Annotated in this window: 12 protein-coding genes; 6 read left to right on the top strand and 6 right to left on the bottom strand. The window is 67.4% G+C overall.

What is annotated here, in order from left to right; translation table 11 throughout:
- Nucleotides 1-177: 177 nt before the first annotated feature.
- Nucleotides 178-510, top strand: coding sequence for a hypothetical protein (locus tag CHB86_RS17305; RefSeq protein WP_089234342.1), 333 nt, complete (start codon nt 178-180; stop codon nt 508-510).
- Between the two features lie 33 nt (nt 511-543).
- Here CHB86_RS17305 and CHB86_RS17300 read toward each other — a convergent pair whose 3' ends face one another.
- Nucleotides 544-1818, bottom strand: a complete 1275-nt coding sequence (locus CHB86_RS17300) for a 3-deoxy-D-manno-octulosonic acid transferase (protein ID WP_176442916.1) — start codon at nt 1816-1818, stop codon at nt 544-546.
- Nucleotides 1819-1885: 67 nt separating this feature from the next.
- The gene (locus CHB86_RS17295; protein WP_245838074.1) at nt 1886-2830 is read right to left on the bottom strand and encodes a YihY/virulence factor BrkB family protein; all 945 of its coding nucleotides are present in this window, start codon (nt 2828-2830) and stop codon (nt 1886-1888) included.
- A gap of 200 nt (nt 2831-3030) precedes the next feature.
- Here CHB86_RS17295 and CHB86_RS17290 point away from each other — a divergent pair, with 200 nt between their 5' ends.
- The 3 genes from CHB86_RS17290 to CHB86_RS17280 all read left to right on the top strand — a co-directional run bounded on the left by CHB86_RS17290 (nt 3031) and on the right by CHB86_RS17280 (nt 7545).
- Nucleotides 3031-4146, top strand: coding sequence for an NAD(P)H-dependent glycerol-3-phosphate dehydrogenase (locus CHB86_RS17290; RefSeq protein ID WP_089234339.1), 1116 nt, complete (start codon nt 3031-3033; stop codon nt 4144-4146).
- 151 nt (nt 4147-4297) lie between these two features.
- Nucleotides 4298-5467: an acetate/propionate family kinase gene (locus CHB86_RS17285; RefSeq protein WP_089234338.1), complete on the top strand. Its 1170-nt coding sequence runs from the start codon at nt 4298-4300 to the stop codon at nt 5465-5467.
- A 152-nt stretch (nt 5468-5619) separates the two neighbouring features.
- A complete protein-coding gene (locus tag CHB86_RS17280; protein ID WP_089234337.1) occupies nt 5620-7545 on the top strand; it encodes a DUF3604 domain-containing protein in 1926 nt (641 codons plus the stop codon).
- Between the two features lie 54 nt (nt 7546-7599).
- Here CHB86_RS17280 and CHB86_RS17275 read toward each other — a convergent pair whose 3' ends face one another.
- Nucleotides 7600-8613, bottom strand: a complete 1014-nt coding sequence (locus tag CHB86_RS17275; protein ID WP_089234336.1) for a HupE/UreJ family protein — start codon at nt 8611-8613, stop codon at nt 7600-7602.
- Nucleotides 8610-9452 carry a peptidyl-prolyl cis-trans isomerase gene (locus tag CHB86_RS17270; RefSeq protein ID WP_089234335.1) on the bottom strand — a complete coding sequence of 281 codons (843 nt, stop codon included), beginning with the start codon at nt 9450-9452 and terminating at the stop codon, nt 8610-8612. The genes CHB86_RS17275 and CHB86_RS17270 overlap by 4 nt, the downstream gene beginning before the upstream one ends.
- Before the next feature lie 264 nt (nt 9453-9716).
- Here CHB86_RS17270 and CHB86_RS17265 point away from each other — a divergent pair, with 264 nt between their 5' ends.
- Nucleotides 9717-12029, top strand: a complete 2313-nt coding sequence (locus tag CHB86_RS17265; RefSeq protein ID WP_089234334.1) for a calcium-binding protein — start codon at nt 9717-9719, stop codon at nt 12027-12029.
- Between the two features lie 15 nt (nt 12030-12044).
- On the opposite strand, the gene CHB86_RS17260 is transcribed toward CHB86_RS17265, so the two are convergent.
- Together CHB86_RS17260 and CHB86_RS17255 are read right to left on the bottom strand one after the other, a co-directional pair.
- Nucleotides 12045-13355, bottom strand: a complete 1311-nt coding sequence (locus CHB86_RS17260) for a malonyl-CoA decarboxylase (protein ID WP_089234333.1) — start codon at nt 13353-13355, stop codon at nt 12045-12047.
- A 132-nt stretch (nt 13356-13487) separates the two neighbouring features.
- Nucleotides 13488-13949: an Lrp/AsnC family transcriptional regulator gene (locus tag CHB86_RS17255; protein WP_089234332.1), complete on the bottom strand. Its 462-nt coding sequence runs from the start codon at nt 13947-13949 to the stop codon at nt 13488-13490.
- Nucleotides 13950-14051: 102 nt separating this feature from the next.
- On the opposite strand from CHB86_RS17255, the gene CHB86_RS17250 reads away from it, so the two are divergent.
- Nucleotides 14052-15485: an aminotransferase class V-fold PLP-dependent enzyme gene (locus tag CHB86_RS17250; RefSeq protein WP_089234331.1), complete on the top strand. Its 1434-nt coding sequence runs from the start codon at nt 14052-14054 to the stop codon at nt 15483-15485.
- Nucleotides 15486-15491: the final 6 nt, after the last annotated feature.

Below are 15491 nucleotides of genomic sequence, written 5' to 3'. Positions count from 1 at the left end.
ATGCATCAGTTGTGCGGACGATGCGCCCCGGGCGTATCCGCCGCCGATCCTTCGTCTACATAAGAGCGAGCAAGACCAAGTCTGTCGCCTAACACCACCGGTCGAGCGCTGAGGAGCGTTTGACCGAACAGAGACGTGCGGCCCTCGTGTTCGCAGAATGCCAAGGACGTTTGATAGATGACAAACCGATTTCAAGGGATTGCCGGACGTGATGCCGGCACCACCGGAGCAGACGGCGCATTTCGCCGCTCGCTCGACGACAGGGACTCGGGGGCCGAGCGCCTCGGGCCGCGCCTGCTTGGGCGCAACCTGATCGAGAAGACACTCATTCCGCTGCTGGTGGCGCTCGCGAGCTTTCTCGCTGCGCTCATCGGGATCGCGGTCTACCAGTTCGGCGCAGGTGCCGAAGTTCTGACCATCGCGATCGGCAACTGGATGACGGCGCTGGCCATCTGCATTCTCGTATTGCTGGGCGTGCTGGCCGTGCTCTCCGATGTGAACGCGCCCTAATACGGGCCGCGCGGCGTCCTTCCGGAGCGCCCGTCAATTACGGCGGTCGACCCCGGCAAGACGCAGCGTCTTCTCGACAAGGCTGTCCATCCCCTCTCCGGCGCCGCCTGCCAAGGCGTCCGTCGCCCTTTCCGCGAGCGCGTCGAGCGCCGGCGGATCGAGCCGGGCGAGCGCCTCGCCCAGGGCCGGTCCATCGGCGACCTTGAGGGCGCCGCCGGCCGCATCGAGCGCGGCGTAGGGTTCGGCGAAATTGCGAAGGTCCGGTCCGTGCAGGATCGCGCTGCCGAACTGGGCCGGCTCATAGGGCGTATGCCCGCCCTTCGCCACGAGAGATCCCCCGACGAAGCACTGGCCGCTGAGCGCATACCACAGCGGCATCTCGCCAAGGGTGTCGGCGAGGTAGACGTCGCTCTCTTTGTCCGGTGCGTCTCCCGCGGAACGGGTGCGGAAGCGCAGCCCTGCGCCCTCGAGCAGCGCCCGGACCTCGGCGCTGCGTGCGGGGTGCCGCGGGGCGAGGATCATCCGAAGCGACGGACGGGCGCGCCGGGCCAGCTCGAAAGCGACCAGAACCTGTTCTTCCTCGCCCTCGTGGGTCGAGGCCGCGAGCCAGGTATCCTCCCGCGGGAAAACCTCCCGGTATTGTGTCAGCAGGTCCGGGTCCGGCGCGGGCAACCGGACAGAGGCCTTCAGCGTCACCGGCGCGACGATGCGCTCGGGCGGCAGGCCAAGCTCCCGGAACTTGCTCTCCGAGGCAGCGTCCTGCGCCGAGAACAGCCGGACCGGCTCGAACAGGTGCCTGACCATGCCGGGACGGCGATGCCATTTCGCGGCGCTGCGTTCGGAGATGCGAGCTGAAATCATTGCCACGGGGATCCCCCGCTTGGCGGCCATCGCCATGCGGTTCGGCCAGAGATCGCCCTCCAGCAGGATCAGGAGCGACGGGCGATCGTTGTCGAGGAAGGCCGCGAGGCACGGGCGGTAGTCGAGCGGCGCGAGCCGCGCCTCAAGCCGCGCCAGCCCCCATCCCCGCACCATGTCGCGCCCCGTGAGGCTGTTGGAGGTGACGACCATCCGGCATTCCGGTGCCTCGCGCAGAAGCGTCTCGATCAGGTCGCGGGCGGAGGTCAGCTCGCCATTGGAGGCGCCGTGCAGCCAGATCACCGGGCCGGACGCAGCGCCGCCGGATGCGCCGCGGCCAAGCCTCTCGCCGAGGTCGGCCAGCGTCTCGCGGCCGCGGGCCAGCCGGAGCGCGAAATATCCCGCGGCGAGCGGGGCCGCGAGGGTCAGGGCGAGGCGATAGGTGAACACCGGTTCTGGGCTCCGTCGGTCCGTCGGGCGCGGCTTACGCGGTCTGCATCCCTCGGGCAAGGGCGGGTCAGGAGGTCGCCTCTGCCGGCGGGCTGTCGGTCCTGCGGTCTTCGTCGATTTCGAGCGGGGCTGTTTGCGGAGCGGGCTCCAACGGCTCCCCGGGCGCGGCTTCCGGCGCTTCGTCCGAAATCCGGGCCTCCATCTCGGCGTTGGTCAGGCCGCCGAGGAGGACGACAAAGGCACTGAGATAGAACCACATCAGCATCGCCACCACCGCGCCGAGCGAGCCGTAGATCTCGTTGTAGCGGTTGAAGTTCTCGAGGTAGGTCGAGAACCCCCAGGAAACGAGCGCCCAGAGCACCACTGCCAGCATCGAGCCGGGGGAGAGCAGGTCGCTGCGCCGGCCGTCGCGGTTCGGACCGAGCCGGTAGAGCAGCCCGATGCCCAGCAGCACCACGCCGCCGCCGATCAGCCAGCGGAGGATTTCCAGCACCAGCCCGGTGAAGGCCCCGAGCGGCAGGAAGGCGAGCAGGACGGGGGTGACGACCACGGTCGCCATCGCGACAAGCGCGACGGCGATCAGCACCACGGTCAGCAGCAGCGCAAAGGCCATCGAGCGCAGCCCGCCGCGCGGCGGGGTCTGGTAGACGGCATTGAGCCCGCCGATCATCGCGGCGACGCCGGCCCGGCTGGCCCAGAGCGCGGCGCCGATAGACACCGCGGAGGCCCAGCCCAGCACCTCCTTCGGCCCGGAGGCGATGGCGCTGACCTGCGCGTCGATGATTCCGAAGGCGGCTTCCGGGATCACTTCCCGGTATGTCGCGAGTTCCTGCTCGACGAGGTCCGGGTCGGCGAAGAAACCCCAGAGCGTGACGATGGAGGTGATTGCCGGGAAGATCGCGAGCAGACCGTAAAAGGCCACCCCCGCCGCGATCAGGCCGAGGTGGCGGGTGCCGATCCCGTTGAAGATGGCTCCGAGGAGCGACAGGGTCTTGCGCAGGCGTTGAAACACGGGGAAGCGGCCTCCGGCGGGTCTGGATACGGGCGTGGTGAGCGGTCTGCCCCTCGGGCGTGTGTCGCCCTCGACAGGGGCTGGTGGCACCATAGCATTCGGGGCGCTTTCGGAAAGGGGCGGACCGGCCACGCTTGCGGAGCGCCGCAAGCCGCGCAAGAAGGGAAGATCAGGAGCTTACGCAGGTAAGGAGTGTGGCCATGATATCGCGCGTCGCAGCTGGCGAGACCCCGGCAGGGGATGCCGCGACCGGCCCCTACGGCACGATTGCCGTGATCGGAGCCGGCGCCTGGGGCACGGCGCTTGCGCTGGTGGCCGCGCGGGCGGGGCGCCGCGTCCGGCTCTGGGGACGCAATCCCGAGGATATCGCCACGATCAGCAAGACCGGGGTCAACCTGCGCTACCTGCCCGGTATTCACCTGCCGGACGGGATCGTGGCCACGTCCGACATGGCCGAGGCGCTGAGGGGCGCCGATTGCGTGCTGCTGGTCACCCCCTCGGTGACGTTGCGCGAGATCTGCCGCCAGGTCGCGCCGCATATCGAGCCTGCCGCGCCGGTGGTGCTCTGCGCCAAGGGCATCGAGACGGGCTCCGGCAAGCTCCTGAGCGAGGTGGCGAGCGAGGAACTGCCCCGGCACGCGATCGGCGCGCTCTCCGGGCCGACCTTTGCGCGGGAGACCGCGCTCAACTATCCCACGGCAGTCACCCTCGCCTTTCCCTTCGCGCAGGCCGACCGGCGCGCGCCCCATGCCGCGCCGGCCTCCCGCCTGGCCCTGTCGCTCGGCTCGGACGCCTTCCGGCCCTATGTGAGCGACGATCTGGTGGGCGTGGAGGTGGCCGGCGCGGTCAAGAACGTGATCGCCATCGCCTGCGGGATGATGACCGGCGCGGGCTTTGCCGAAAACACCCGTGCCGCGCTCATCACCTGGGGGATCGACGAGATGAAAATGATGGCCGAGGCGCTTGGCGGGCGGCGCGAGACCATCGCCGGCCTGTCGGGCATCGGCGACCTGACGCTGACCTGCTCCTCGACGACGTCGCGCAACATGCATTTCGGCGTGCAGCTCGGGGAGGGGATCGCGCGGGAGAACGTGTTCGAAGGCAATCCGGTGGTGGTGGAGGGCGAGGTCAACGCGATCTCGGTGATCGACCTCGCCGACCGGATCGGCGTCGCGATGCCGGTGAGCCGCGCGGTGCACGACATCCTGCATGCCGGCGCTGACCTGCGGCAGACCTTCGCCCGGCTCTGGTCCCGGCCGATCACGGCCGAGAACAAGTTCCTCAACCTCGCGCTGGAGCACCCGACGGCCGGCTAGCGGCGGGCCGCACGTGCGATGATGCAACGCATCCGATCCGACCCCGGCGGCGTTGCCGTCCACGGTGGGGCACAGTAATCGGAGGGCAGGGGAGGATTTTCGTGTTCGCCGGGTATGTTTGCCGCGCGAGCCGCCGCAAAGGAGACAGCCGATGTCCGCAATCCTGACCCTGAATGCCGGGTCCAGTTCCATCAAGTTTTCCGTCTATCTGCGCGGAGAGGGCGATGGTGGCGGAGAGCCGGAGGAAGTCGCTGTCGGTCAGATTGACGGCCTCGGTCCCGATGCGAAGCTGATCCTGAAGCACGACGGCACCAAGGCCGTGACCGATCTCGGCCAGGCCGACCACAAGGCCGGGCTCAAGGCGATCCTCGATGCGATCCAGCCGATCCTGGGGGACAACGCGGTCACCGGCGTCGGGCACCGCGTCGTGCATGGCGGCACCGGGCACCTCGCCCCCGCGGTGCTCAACGACGAGATCCTGACGGAACTTGCCGGGCTCGAGCCGCTGGCGCCGCTGCACCAGCCGCACAACCTCGCCGGGATCCGCGCGGCCATGGAGGCCTTTCCGGATGCGATACAGGTCGGCTGTTTCGACACCGCCTTCCACCGCTCCCATCCCTTCGTGAACGACACCTATGCGCTCCCGCGGAAGTTCTTCGAGGAGGGTGTGCGCCGCTACGGCTTCCACGGTCTGAGCTACGATTACGTCTCGGGCTATGTCGAGGAGACCTACCCGGACCTGCAGGACGCCCGCGTGGTGATCGCCCACCTCGGCAACGGCGCCTCGATGTGCTGCGTCAAGGGACGCCGCTCCATCGCCTCCTCGATGGGCTTCTCGGCGGTCGACGGCCTGCCCATGGGCACCCGCACCGGCCAGATCGACCCGTCGGTGATCCTCTACCTGATGGACAACCACGGGATGGCGAGCAAGGACATCTCGGACCTGATCTACAAGCAATCCGGCCTGCTGGGCATGTCGGGTATCTCCAACGACATGCGGACGCTGCTGGAATCCGACGCCGAGAGCGCAAAGGAGGCGGTGGATTATTTCGTCGCCCGCGTGAAGCGCGAGATCGGCGCCCTTGCCGCCATGGGCGGCGGCATCGATGCGCTGGTCTTTACCGGCGGCATTGGCGAGAACGCCTGGCAGATCCGCGAGCGCGTATGCGAGGGGCTTGAGTTCCTCGGCGTGACCATCGACGCCGACGCGAACCAGGCCCGGGGGACCGAGAGCATCGGCACCGGCCCGGTCAAGGTGCTGGTGGTCCAGACCGACGAGGAGCGCGTGATCGCGCGCGCCGTGGCCAGCCACCTCGGCTGATCCCGATCATTCGGCTTCCGCGCAGGGGCGCGACGGTCGGTCCCGGTCAGCGGGGCCGACATATTCATGATTCCGTGATAGTCTGCCGGCGGCTCCGGGGGCCGGCGCCGTTTGCCCCCGTTGCTTGAAAGTGAGCTAATCGGGAGGAGTTCATGTTTCTTCGCGCATCTGCCGCGGTATGTCTGGCCCTGACTGCGTTGCCAGCGACCGCCCAATTCATTCCATCAGAGGATTCGCTCGAGGGGCTTTACCCCGGCAAGGTCTATTCGCCCTATGCTGAGCGCGCCTTTCCCAGCCGGGTATTCTGGGGGGATACCCACCTGCACACGGGCTATTCGATGGATGCCGGCCTGTTCGGCAACACGACCGGGCACGACACCGCCTATCGCTTCGCGCGCGGCGAGCAGGTCACGGCCGCCACCGGCCAGCCGGTGAAGCTTGCCCGTCCGCTCGACTGGCTGGTTCTGACCGACCATTCCGACGGCATGGGCCTGATCTTCGACATGAAGGACCAGAAGCCCAACGTCATGGAGTTCGAGCAGTCCCGCCGTTGGGCCGAGGGGCTGGCCGAGGGCGGCGAGGCGAGCGCTGCGGCAGCGCTCGACCTGATCACCACCTTCTCGCAGGGCCAGATCGACCCGGACCTGATGGCGCAATACTCGCCCGGCTCCACGATCTACGCCTCGATCTGGGAGACCGTCGTCCAGAAGGCCGAGGAATACAACGACCCCGGCACCTTCACCGCCTTCATCGGCTTCGAGTGGACCTCGCTCGTCAAGGGCAACAACCTGCACCGTAACGTGGTCATGCGTGACAATGGGGACCGGGCGCTGATGGTCGAGCCCATGGTGACGCAACCGCCGGTCGGCTCCACCGACCCGCTCGATCTCTATGCCTGGCTGCAGACCTACGAGGACAAGACCGGCGGCAGGGCCTTTGCGCTCGCGCACAACGGAAACCTGTCCAACGGGCTGATGTTCCCGACCGAACAGCAGTACACCGGCGCGCCGATCGACGAGAACTACGTCAACCTCCGCGCGAGATGGGAGCCGCTCTACGAGTACACCCAGATCAAGGGCGACGGCGAGACGCACCCCGCGCTGAGCCCCGACGACGAGTTCGCCGATTACGAGACCTGGGACGCGGGCAATCTGGACCTGACCGAGGCCAAGACGCCGGAGATGCTCAAGGGCGAATACGCTCGCGAAGCGCTGAAGCAGGGTATGGCGCTCGAAACCAAGCTCGGCATCAACCCCTACAAGTTCGGTGCCGTGGGCTCGACCGACAGCCACACATCGCTGGCGACGGCCGATTCCGACAACTACTTCGGCAAGGCCACCAATGCCGAACCCTCGCCTAAGCGGATGATGCACCCTTTCACCAAGACCGAGATCGGCGCTTTCGAGGGATACCAGCTGGTGGCGTCCGGCTACACCGGGGTCTGGGCGGAGGAAAACACCCGCCACGCGCTCTGGGATGCCATGAAGCGGCGCGAGACCTATGCCACCACCGGCCCGCGGATGATGGTGCGATTCTTCGGCGGATGGGACTTCAGCGAATCCGATCTGCGTTCACGCCAGCCGGCCTTTGCCGGCTATGGGCGCGGGGTGCCGATGGGCGGCGACCTGCGGACCGCGCCAGATGGGGCGACGGCCCCGACGTTCATGGCCTATGCGCTGCGGGACCCGATCGGGGCGAACCTCGACCGGATCCAGATCGTCAAGGGCTGGATGGATGCCGAGGGCAACCTGAACGAGAAGGTCTACGACGTCGCCTGGTCCGGCGATCGCACACCGGGCGAGGACGGGAAGCTGCCCGAGGTCGGCAATACGGTCGACCTGGAGGCGGCCGGCTACAGCAACACCATCGGTGCGGCGGAGCTGGCGGCGATCTGGACCGACCCGGAATTCGACCCGGCGCAAAAGGCGTTCTACTACGCCCGTGTCCTGGAAATCCCGACGCCCCGCTGGGTGGTCTATGACGCCGTGCGGTTCGGCGTGGATCTTCCGGAAGGGGCCGAGGCCGTGCATCAGGAGCGCGCCTATACCTCGCCGATCTGGTTCACGCCCGAGGGCTGAGCCCTCGCTGCTTGAGCATCAGGGCGCCCGGCTTCGGGCGCCCTTTTGCGTGGATCAGAACGCCGCGACCCGCTGCGCGAGCCAGATCGTGGCCACGCAGCCGATTGCATAGCCCATGACATTCGTGGTGACGGAATGCGGGGCGCGGGCAGCTTCCCGCAGACGCGGCAGCGCCATCCGCAGAAACATGAGCGCCATCAGGATGACAGCGACGAAAGCGACCTGGCCTGCTTCCACCCCGAGGTTGAAGGCCAGGAGCGCCGCGGGAATGTCGCCCTCGGGCAGCCCGATCTCGTTCAACGCCCCGGCGAAGCCGAGCCCGTGCAGCAGTCCGAAGGTGAAGGAGACCACCCAGGGGTAGCGTTCGCTCATGCGCTCGGCGCCCTGCTCACGCTTCAGTATCTCGACCGCAAGAAAGACGATGGAGAGCGCGATGGTCGCCTCGACGGGCGGTCCGGGCACAGAGAGGAACCCGAGGCTCGCCAGCGCCAGCGTGATCGAGTGCGCGACGGTGAATGCTGTGATGGCGCCCAGCAATCGCCAGGGATCGCGGATCAGGACGAGCAGAGCGAAGACGAAGAGCAGATGGTCGAGACCTTCGAGGATGTGCGAGAACCCGAGCTGGAAGTAGCTGGTAAAGACCCCCCAGGTCGACAGCTCCTCCGGGATGTCATAGCCTGTTGCCTCCGGGGTGAGCCGGTGCGTGGTGCCGGACGCGTCCAGAAGCTGCAGGCTGAGCAACACGTCGGTCCGCTGGCTTTCCAGCCCCTCGATCCAAAGTCGCCCGCCGCTGACCCCGCCGGGGCATTCCGCCACCCAGGCCGACACCCAGGCCGCGCCATCGAACTGCGGGTCATTGCCCCGCGTCGGCGTGCAGGTTTCGGGCAGCACGGCGTCGATGGCCATCGGCGCGCCGTTCACGTCGGGCTTGCGCCAGAAGACCCGGAAGCTCTCCGGCGCGATCTGGCGCAGCTCCAGGAACCCGGGCTCCAGCGCATGGGCCTGGGCCGAGCCCATCGACGCGAACAGCAGCGCCAGGGCGAGGCAGATCTGGCGCAGGATACTCATTGCAGGACCTTGTCGGCCCAGTCAGACAGGTCCGGGCGCGTGATCGTGTACTGCGCCGAGAGTTGCTCGAACTGCGCCTCGGTGAGGGTCTCGGACATCTCGCGCCGCCAGTCGAAGAGCACGGCGTCGCGGATTTCGTCCAGCTCGGGCAGCCTTGCCTCCTCACGCGCCGTCACACGGACGAGATGCGCGCCGTAGCCGGAGATCACCGGCCCCTGCCATGCCCCGTCCGGCAGTGCCTGAAGCTGTTCGAAGAACGTGCTGCCAAAGGTCGCGTCGATCGCGGTGCGCGCGCTTGGGGGCACGTCCTGGGGCAGCAGGGTCCGCTGGCCGAGGGTGTCCGGGGCTGCGCCTGACTCCAGCTCCGCGAGGACCTGCTCGGTGGCGGCCTCGTCGGGCGCTGTGCCGAGGTAGATCTGCTCGAAGCCAATCCGCCCGTCCGTGCGGAAGCGGTCGGCATTGGCCTCGAGGTGCTCTTGCAGAACTCCGACCTCGGGCTCCATCGACTGGGCAACCGAGGTCGTCAGGAAGTCCATCTTCTGAGTCAGACGGCCGCGGATCACGCTGTCACCCACATCGAGCCCCATCGCCTTTGCCTCGCGCACCAGGACTTCCTCGCGCGCCAGGCCATCGATCATCGCTTCGAGCTCGTTGGTCGTCGGCGGTCGGCGCCAGGTCGCGCGGTATTGCACGATCAGCCTGTCGACATCCTGTGCGTCGATGACGATCTCCGGGCCCGCGTCCTCCGCTGGCACTTCTGGCGCCCGGATTGAGTACCAGGCAAAGAGCCCGGCTCCGAGCAGAAGGAAGTGCACCAGAGGTTCCTTGAGCAGTCGCATGGGGCCGGGATCCGTTCAGAACGTTGGAATTGCGGTCAGGTTAGACCGGGTCTGCACGATTTCAACCGGCCATGCGGCCGCAAGCAGGGCCGGTACCCGATGCCGCAGTTGTGCCGATGCGGCGCGGCCTCGGGGACTGCGCGGCATTCGCCATGTCTTTGCCAAGATTGATCGCCATCGTCCCCGTCGTGACCGGGCGGCCCTGGCCAGCGGCTTTGGACGGCCGGCGCTCCGTCACGGTTTCAGGTCCTGACGGAGGAAAACATGCCTGCTCCCGCCCTCTGGAAAAGCGAATTCCAGGTCAACACCGGCACCGCCGCTGCCGGGACCCAGACCGACCCGCAGGTGATCGGGTTGGCCAATGGCAATTTCCTTGTCGCCTGGACGGAAGCCTACGACGGCACGGTCGCCGCCGAAGCCGGCAGCGACATCGTCGGCAGGATCTACGACGCTCGGGGCAAAGCGGTGACGCAACCCTTGCGCCTCAACCAGACCAGCACCGGGCACGACGAGGACGACTTCGACATCGCCGCCACAAGCGACGGCGGGTTCATGCTGGTCTACGTGGAGAACGATCGCAGCACCGACACGGTGATCTGGGAGCGTTTCGATGCCGACGGACGCCTGACCGCTTCCAGGAAGATCGTGACGGAGAGCGAGAGCACCACGGCCTTTCTGAACCCGCAGATCAGCGTCGATGCCACGGATGACAGCTCCTACGTCACCTTCACGGACTACGTCAGTCCGGATCATGACATCAGCGGCGTTCGGCTGGATGGCTCGGGCACCATCGTGACTCCCGAGTTCGAGGCAGGCCGCAAGGACGGGGAGAAAGACTTCGATGCCGAGGTCGCGGTGCTCGCCAATGGCAACATGGTCTCTGTCTTTGAGGAGGCTGATGGAACGCTGATCGGGGTTGAGTTCCGCATCGCGACCAGTTCCGGAGTGGAGGTTGCGGCCGGGCAGCTCGACAACGGCGGGGGAGCTAATAGGCCGGCCTATGATCCGAAGGTCGCCGCGCTGGCGAATGGCAACTTCGTCGCGACCTGGCGGGATGGTTCCACGCCGGGCGACGTGCTGTTCAGTATCTACACCTCCGCCGGAACCGCCGTGGGCGCACTGCGCCGGGAAGCGGCGGCGACGGATGACGACGAGAACGAGCCGCAGATCGTCGCGACGCCGGATGGCGGGTTCTTCATCCTCTGGGACAATGACACCGAGGGCACTCTGGAAGGTGCCAAGTATGCCGCGGACGGCACCATGGAAGGCAGCATCTTCCAGATCACCTCTGATGGTGACGAGCGTTCCCCCGGTGTCGGCGTCACCGGAGACGGGCGTCTTCTGGTGACCTGGTTGCGGGACGGCGAGGTGTTCGTCGAGATCTGGGATCCCCGCGGGAGCAGCATCGAGGCCGCCGACACCGCCGGCGCGGGGCGGATCTTTGTCGGCGACGGCGGTGTGCTCACCGCGCGACCGGCCGGCGGGACGGTGATCGGCGACCATGCCGGCGAGACCCTGATCGGCAGCGATCACGCCGACACCCTGCGCGGCAACGGTGGCGCGGATGTGCTTCAGGGAAACGGCGGCGCGGACAACCTGCAGGGCGGCGCAGGCAACGACAGCTTCACCTGGGCCAATGGCGATGGCTCCGACAAGGTCCTTGGCGGCGACGGCTATGACACGCTGCACGTCGCGCTCCACGCGACATCCGCCGATACCGTCACCGTGACGGACGAGGGCACGGGCTTCGACCTCGCCCGCAGTAATCTGGACCGTTTCACGATCGACGCGGCCTCGATCGAAAGGCTGGTGATCGACGCGGGGGGCGGCAACGACATCCTGTCCGGCGCGGGCGCTTCGGTGGCGATGAAGGTCGACGGGGGCGCCGGCGCAGACATCATCAGCACCGGAGCGGCGAAGGACACCGTCTCGGGCGGCGGCGGGGGCGACACTCTGCGCGGCGGCGGCGCGAACGACGTGCTTCGCGGCAAGTCAGGCGCGGACCGGATCTTCGGCGAGGCCGGGAACGACAAGATCTTCGGCGACAACGGTGCCGACCGCCTCGATGGCGGAGCCGGAAAGGACACGATCAAGGGGGGCGGCAGCGCCGACATTCTCCTTGGTGGGAGCAGCCACGACACGCTCTCCGGCGGCAACGGCAGCGACGACCTGAAGGGCGGGGCGGGCGACGACACGCTCGACGGCGGAGAGGGCAACGACAGGCTGAGCGGCGGCTCCGGCGGCGATACGCTGACCGGCGGCAAGGGTGCCGACGAGTTCGTCCTGGCGCAGACGTCGAAGGTCGACGTGATCACCGATTTCGAGACCGGCACGGACATGATCCTGCTGGACAGCGCCCACATGGCCGGTCTCGACGCCCGTGCGAATGGCCTGCTTGTTCAGAACCAGTTCACAACGGGCGGAAATGCCACCACCGCCGACCATCGGCTGATGTATTCCAACAGCAACGGCAAGCTCTTCTACGACGCGGACGGCACCGGGGCTGCGGCACGCGTGCAGATTGCCCTGCTCGACCCGGGTCTCGGCCTGGGGTCGTCGGATTTCGAGATCATCTGAGCCGCGCGGAGCGGATCAGTTCGCGGGTTCGGGGGTGGGCGGGGCCGCTGTCGGGGCCGCGCCGCTGCCCTTCTCGGACCGTGCCTTGGCGCGAACGCTGCGGCTGGAGGCGATCTTCTTCTCGGCGGTGAAACTCTCGTGCCGGCGCTCGGTCTGCCCGCTCTCGTAGAGGTAGTTGACCATCAGGCCGCAGGATTGCCCCATGCCGTTTTCGCTGGTGTCGGCGCCGGCGTGGACGTCGTGCACCATCGCGCCATTGCCCAGGTGGAACCGTGCGACCGGATCGCGCGGATAGCCATCGGGGCGCCGGGCTTCCAGCAGGTAGCGGGCGGCCATCGCCTCGGCCTCGACCTCCGTGGCCTTGCCGGCCAGCAGGCGGGTGGCGCGTCGGTCGTCGGGCAGGGTCTTGAGCCAGCGGTTGAGCCCGGGGATCGGCGACAGCGTGACAAAGGTGTCGAGCTTCGGCAGGGCCAGCGACAGCTCCTCCACCACCTGCTTGATGAGGAAGTTGCCGAAGGAGACGCCCTTCAACCCCTTCTGGCAGTTGGAGATGGAGTAGAAGACGGCTGTATTGGCGCCGGAGGGCGAGATGACCTCGCGATCCTCCTCCAGCAGCGCCTGGATCGAACCGGGCACGCCCCGGGTCAGCGCTACCTCGACAAAGATCAGCGGCTCGTGGGGCATGGTCGGGTGGAAGAAGGCGAAGCAGCGCCGGTCTTCCGGGTGGAGGCGGCGGCGCAGGTCGTCCCAGTCGTGGATCTCGTGCACCGCCTCGTAGGCCACGATCTTCTCCAGCAAGGTAGCCGAGGTGTTCCAGTCGATCTGCTCGATGCGCAGGAACCCACGGTTGAACCAGCTCCGCAGCAGGTGAACGAAATCCATGTCGGTGCGCTTCAATTCGGGGTGCTCTTCCAGCATGCCGAGCAGGTCCACCCGAGCGGCCACCAGTTCGGCGGTGGCGCCGGGCGCCTGGTGCAGACGGCGGAACAGCTCCTGCCGGCCCGGTTCGGCGGCCCGCACGAGGGCTGCGAAATTCTCGGTGGTCCGCGCTTCCGCGTAGGCCTGCGCAAGGCCCGCGACTTCGGCGGCGTCCACGTCCAGCCGCTCGTTGAGGAAGGTGAAGAAGGCGAGCTTCTCCTCCGGGCTCATGCCGCGATAGCGCCGGAAGATCGCGGAGGCCAGCTTGAGTCCCGAAACCTCGCCCGCCGCAGAGAGCAGTGCCAGGCAGAGATCCTCGATCGGCCGCCGCTCAATCGCCCCTTCGCTCCATTTGCCGCGACCGTAGAGATTGGTCAGCAGATCTCCGAGAAAGCCTGAACGTGCCATGAAACCTCTCCTGCAGCGGGCGGCAATGATCGCCCTGGGAGAAGTCTAGCGCAGCGGCCCGCCCGCTTCATCCGCCAACCCGGCATGAGGGGCATGCGCCAGAGTGGATGCGCAAGCGGCAGGCAGCTCCGATCACAAAGGCAGCGGACGCTGCTCGGCAATCGCTTCCATGGCGAAATAGGAGGTGACCGAATCGAGTTCGACCCGCGAGATCAGCCGCTGGTAGACGGCGTCGTAGCTGTCCATGGATTCGGTGACCACCTTGAGCAGGTAGTCGTAGTCGCCGCCGATGCGGAAGAAATCCACGACCTCGGGGATCGTCTGGACGTGCCGGCGGAAGTCCTCCAGCCACTGGGCCGAATGGTGGCGCGTACGCAGCATGACAAATACGACCAGCCCGAGCCCCAACTTGCGGCGGTCCAGCCGCGCCGTGCTGCCCTTGAGAATGCCCCGCTCGTTCAACGCCTTGAGCCGGCGCCAGCAGGCGTTCTGGGACATGCCGACGGTGTCCGCGAGCTCGCGCTGGGAGATCGAGGAGTCACGTTGCAGGGCACGAAGGATAGCGCGATCAATCTGATCGATAGTATCTGACATTCATCGATCATATGACCCGATAATACCGGAAACAACCTAAAATCAGGCTGGAAAATCGCGCGATCTCCGGGGCAAGCTTTCAGAAAACACCGGAGACACCCGATGCAACCCGTGCCCACCCCGCTCGACCAGTTCAAGAACGCCCTTCAGGGCGACGACGTCATTGCCCGGCTTCGAGCCGGCCTGATCGGGGAGGGGGCGGAGATCCCCGGGCTCGATGGGCCGGTGCGGCTGGTCTATGCAGACTATGTCGCCTCCGGCCGAGCGCTGCGGCAGGTGGAGGATTTCGTCGCCACCCATGTGCTGCCCTATTACGCGAATACGCACACCGAGGCGTCCTGGTGCGGTGGCTACATGACCCGTCTGCGCAAGCAGGCGCGCGCAGAGATTGCCCGCTTGACCGGCGCCGGCGGCGACTGCGCCGTGATCTTCGCCGGCAGTGGTGCGACGGCGGGGCTGAACCGGCTGGTAACGCTGCTCGGGATCGAGGAGGCCCGGTTGCCGGTCGTCCTCGTCGGGCCCTACGAGCATCATTCGAATATCCTGCCCTGGCGGGAGAGCCGCGCGACGGTGATCGAGATCCCCGAAGGCGATGGCGGCGGCCCGGATATGGCGGCGCTCGAAGCCGCACTTCGCGCCCACCAGGGCGCCGACCTGCTGATCGGGAGCTTCTCCGCGGCCTCCAATGTCACCGGGATCGTCACCGATCACGCCGCGGTCACCCGGCTGCTGAAGCGGTACGGGGCGCTGTCGGTCTGGGACTATGCCGGTGGCGGCCCCTATCTGGATATGGACATGGGCCAGGGCGAGGAGTCGAAGGACGCCATCGTGCTCTCGCCGCACAAGTTCCCCGGCGGGCCGGGCGCCTCCGGGCTGCTGGTGCTGCGCAAATCGGCGGTGCATCGGGACAGGCCCTGTCTGCCGGGCGGCGGCACAGTCAGCTTCGTCTCTCCCTGGACGCAGGATTATGCCTCCGACCTGGCCACGCGCGAGGAAGCTGGCACACCCAACGTCATCGGCGACATCCGCGCCGCGCTGGCCCTGCTGGTCAAGGAGGCGATCGGGCAGGAAGCGCTCGACGCCCGCGAGGCGGAGCTGAACGCGATGGCGCTGGCCGCCTGGCGCGATCACCCGCAGCTGACGCTGCTCGGTTGCGACAGGCCACAGCGCTTGCCGATCTTCTCGATGCTCGTACGGGACCGCGATGGCCAGCCGGTCCATCAGCAGCTCTTCACCCGGATGCTGTCGGATCTCTACGGCATCCAGACCCGCGGTGGCTGTGCCTGCGCTGGTCCTTACGCGCACCGGCTCCTGCAGATCGACCGGCAAGCGTCCGAGCGGCTGCGTGCACAGCTTGCGCAGGGGATGGAGCTGGAGAAACCGGGCTGGGTGCGGCTGAACTTCACCGCGCTGATGAGCGACGAGACGGCGCGCTACATCATCGACTCGGTGCTTGATCTGCTCGCTCGCCTCGACGAGGTGATGCCGCGTTACACCTGCGATCCCGCCACCGCCCGGTTCCGCGCGGTGGCCTGATCCGGC

The organism is Tropicimonas sediminicola, from assembly GCF_900188335.1.
Classification (GTDB): Bacteria; Pseudomonadota; Alphaproteobacteria; order Rhodobacterales; family Rhodobacteraceae; genus Tropicimonas; species Tropicimonas sediminicola.
This window is presented reverse-complemented; position numbering and strand designations above follow the sequence as displayed.

Coding starts and splice junctions, on each gene's coding strand:
- CHB86_RS17305 (WP_089234342.1), top strand. CDS start 178: ATGACAAACCGATTTCAAGGGATTGCCGGACGTGATGCCGGCACCACC.
- CHB86_RS17290 (WP_089234339.1), top strand. CDS start 3,031: ATGATATCGCGCGTCGCAGCTGGCGAGACCCCGGCAGGGGATGCCGCG.
- CHB86_RS17285 (WP_089234338.1), top strand. CDS start 4,298: ATGTCCGCAATCCTGACCCTGAATGCCGGGTCCAGTTCCATCAAGTTT.
- CHB86_RS17280 (WP_089234337.1), top strand. CDS start 5,620: ATGTTTCTTCGCGCATCTGCCGCGGTATGTCTGGCCCTGACTGCGTTG.
- CHB86_RS17275 (WP_089234336.1), bottom strand. CDS start 8,613: ATGAGTATCCTGCGCCAGATCTGCCTCGCCCTGGCGCTGCTGTTCGCG.
- CHB86_RS17270 (WP_089234335.1), bottom strand. CDS start 9,452: ATGCGACTGCTCAAGGAACCTCTGGTGCACTTCCTTCTGCTCGGAGCC.
- CHB86_RS17265 (WP_089234334.1), top strand. CDS start 9,717: ATGCCTGCTCCCGCCCTCTGGAAAAGCGAATTCCAGGTCAACACCGGC.
- CHB86_RS17260 (WP_089234333.1), bottom strand. CDS start 13,355: ATGGCACGTTCAGGCTTTCTCGGAGATCTGCTGACCAATCTCTACGGT.
- CHB86_RS17255 (WP_089234332.1), bottom strand. CDS start 13,949: ATGTCAGATACTATCGATCAGATTGATCGCGCTATCCTTCGTGCCCTG.
- CHB86_RS17250 (WP_089234331.1), top strand. CDS start 14,052: ATGCAACCCGTGCCCACCCCGCTCGACCAGTTCAAGAACGCCCTTCAG.